Below are 3,331 nucleotides of genomic sequence, written 5' to 3'. Positions count from 1 at the left end.
CCAGCGCCTTCTGTCGCTCGCCCAGAGTGGCGTACACCACGCCGATGTTGGTGAGCGTCGTGGCCTCCTCCGCCCGATCCCCGACGGCGCGATGGATAGCCAGTGCCTGGTTGTAGTACTCCAGCGCCTTCTGTCGCTCGCCCAGATCGGCGTACACCCTGCCGATGCCGGTGAGCGTCGTGGCCTCCCCCGCCTGATTCCCGACGGCGCGAAAGATGGGCAACGCCTGATTGAGGTACTCCAGCGCCTTCTGCCGCTCGCCCAGAGCGTTGTACACTGCGCCGATGCCGATGAGCGTCGCGGCCTCCATCGCCCGATCCCCAACGGTGCGAAAGATGGGCAACGCCTGATTGAGGTACTCCAGCGCCTTCTGCCTCTCCCCGATTTGATGCGCAATGATGCCGGCCAAAAGTAGACACATCGCCTCTTGCGAACGCTCGCCCAGAGCGTGGTAAAGCCGAGCTGCCTCTTCGTATTTAGCAAGCGCTCGACGTAATGACTCAGCCGTCTCCTGCATATTAAGCAGCACGGCTTCGGCAAATGCCCGTTCGGCGGCCACGCGAGTTCGATCTTGTTCATTGGCCGGCCGTAGCTCCGCGAGGCGAATCGCATAGCGCCCTTTTGGCGCATCCTTCTCTAGCGGCGCCACCTCGATCCGATAGGCTCCGGTCACATCGGCCACGTGCGAGACGATCTCCTCGCCTTGCGTTCCCGTCGAGCTGTCCATCTCGACGATCTGTTGGCCGTCAGGTCCGAAGAGCCGCACGACGACATCAATCCCCTGTTGGACGACGGTCACGCGCGCGTATTGTCCGGCAGCGAGCGTCAACCGATAGACGTGCGCTTCGCCTCCGCTCAACTCGCGTTCCACGGGCGCGCCGGGGACAAGCTCTTCCACCGACGGCGCTGCCTTCGCCGATTCCTGCGGCGCTTGATGCCACAGGCTCGAACGATCGGAACGAGGCGCGGCTTCGACGAAGGCCGGCGAAGCCCCGATCGCGAGCGACAGCGCGCGCGGGAAACGATCAAGCGCAGTCCCGACGAGGGCCAAACTCACGAAACCGGCGATGACCGCGGCTGATCTCTCTTTGGCCGACATCGCTCACCTCCCAAAAACGATCATGCCTCCCACCTGACGCGCAGGTCGGAGAAATGCGCCTTTTGGCCTGAGACGCCATGTCGGGAAACCCGATCCCCACGATCCCTCCCCTCGCATCCTGCCGGACGGCTCCCCGACATTACGTGCTCCCGCAGAGCCGACTCCGGCTCGGCACATTATCTCTCTTCTCGCCGTCCAATGCAATATCCGATTCACCGCTCCTGGAAGCGGCTATGGTCACACTCCCGTTGCGCAGTCGGCTTCTTCTGCAGGCCTACGACTTCGATCGCGGATGATGAGCGATCACGGTTCCTGGACGCGGATTTGCTGCGGGTCCTTGAGCACGATCTGTGGGACTCCCCGATAGCTTTCGATCTTTCCCGTGACGCACACGCGCTTGCCCTTGTATTCCACCTCGGGCTTTCCAAACTTCGCTCGATCGCTGCCCCAGATCACGACGGTGAACACCTGATCGGGATAGGGCCGCTCGAAGTTCAAGAAGGTTGGACTGCCGCGACTGACGGCGGCATATCGCGCGCTGACGACGGTGCCGCAGACAGTGGCCTCTTTCCCGATGTACTCCTTCGCCATCGTCGCCTCGATGACAGGAGGCGAGGATTGCTGGCCGTAGATGCTGATGAATGCGAGGATTGAGATGAGACATGCGATGTGCTTCCTCATAGGGCCTCCTCCGATCAAAGATCGCGCGAGGACGAGCCTCGCCTCGAATGTCGCATCGGCAGTGGTCATCCCACAATCGCCGCCGGATCGGCAATGGGGAGAACCGGCTGCGGAATCCAAAACTGGGAATGCGCGCCGCCGAGTGGAGGCGAGACGCCGATCGGAAAGATCGGCGCAGAGCGATCCGGCATGTGGCCGCGAGCTTCGATCCGATCACCAGCGTCTTTGCCTCCCCAATTTTTGCTCTTTCTTCTTGAGCTGGCGATTCAGAGCAATCTCAAGTCTATGACCTGCAGCAAACACGGTGACACCTGTGGCACGTCCTCCCGGGCCTGACAACGGACGCAGAGCCGCGCCGAAGGCAGCGCGCGCAGCCGTTCGATCGGGATGGGGTTGTGACAGCGCATGCAGATGCCATACTCATCGGCGTCGAACCGACGAAGGGCGTCCTCAATCGAAGCGAGCTTTGCTTTGAGAGAAATGCTTCGTTGAATTGCTGCCTCGCGCGCGAAAGAGAACTCGGATTTTTGGATTCGGAGATTCACGTCCTGAAGCTCCTCGCGGAGGCGATCTCGCTCTTCAATTAACCGGGCGCGTAACTCTTGGCGCTCGTCCTCGGTGAGGCGGGCTTGTGGGGAGGGTTCCGTTTTGGCAGGGAGGTGCACGGAGGCCGCGGGAGGTGACGGGGAAACCGCTGGAGAAGTTCGGGCGCTCGGATCGGAAGCGATGGACGCTGAAGAGCGGAAGGGCGCGCGAGAGCGATCGGGTGGGGACACATCCGAAAGCGTCGGGAGATCCGCCGCTTTTACGGACTCGCCTGCTTTGATGCGCTCGGCCATTCGAATGATCTCGTCAGCGAGCGAATGCGATGGCGCGTTTTTGTCTCGGCGATCCTCGTCTTCCCAATCGGAGAATCGCCTTCGCGGGTGGATGCCCAATCGTTCCAACTCCTGCACGACGCGCTGCAGGGTGGTTTCGCGATCGCGGTAGAACTCCGACCCTCGGATGCGGATGAAGCGCCAGCCCAATCGTTCCAAGATGGCTTGCCGCTGGAGGTCTTTGGGGATCTGCTCGATCGGATGATAGCGATCGCCATCGCACTCGATGGCGACGCGCCCGGACTCGTCCTCGACGACCAGATCAATGCGATAGCAGCCGACGACCCATTGCGCGCGCACGCGATAGCCCCGTTGGGTGAGCCATTTCAACACCTCGCGCTCGAAAGGCGATTCGGTTCGCGCGGCTTCCACGTCAGCGCGGCGCAACAGCCCTTCGGGATTCGTGAAGGCTTGCCGGGCGAACTCGATCAACTCTCGGCGCAGATCTCCTTCCTTGAGGTCAACGGCGGGATCGAGCGAGTAGACGATCCAGAGTTGATCTCGCGCTCGGCTGGCCGCTACGTTGAAGCGTTGTTTGAACCGCTCATCGTTTCTCAGGGGAAGCGGGCCTTCGGGTCGCGGACTATCTACCAGGGAGATGAGAACGACGTCGCGCTCATCGCCCTGGAACTGCGCCGAGTTGCCGCAGAGGAATCGCCGTGTCTCCAACTCT

At 61.9% G+C, this 3,331-nt stretch carries 3 protein-coding genes; all 3 read right to left on the bottom strand.

Features of this window, described 5'->3' with window-relative positions:
- Nucleotides 1–1,099 (bottom strand): tetratricopeptide repeat protein (locus NZ746_11380; GenBank protein MCS6817956.1); only part of this gene is annotated, 1,099 nt, incomplete at its 3' end.
- A 303-nt stretch (nucleotides 1,100–1,402) separates the two neighbouring features.
- Complete coding sequence (locus NZ746_11375) at nucleotides 1,403–1,780, bottom strand: DNA-binding protein (protein ID MCS6817955.1); 378 nt, start codon at nucleotides 1,778–1,780, stop codon at nucleotides 1,403–1,405.
- Between the two features lie 266 nt (nucleotides 1,781–2,046).
- A partial coding sequence (locus tag NZ746_11370) for a TraR/DksA C4-type zinc finger protein (protein ID MCS6817954.1) occupies nucleotides 2,047–3,331 on the bottom strand: 1,285 nt, incomplete at its 5' end.

The sequence above is a fragment of the Blastocatellia bacterium genome (assembly GCA_025055075.1).
Taxonomy (GTDB): domain Bacteria; phylum Acidobacteriota; class Blastocatellia; order HR10; family HR10; genus HR10.
This window is presented reverse-complemented; position numbering and strand designations above follow the sequence as displayed.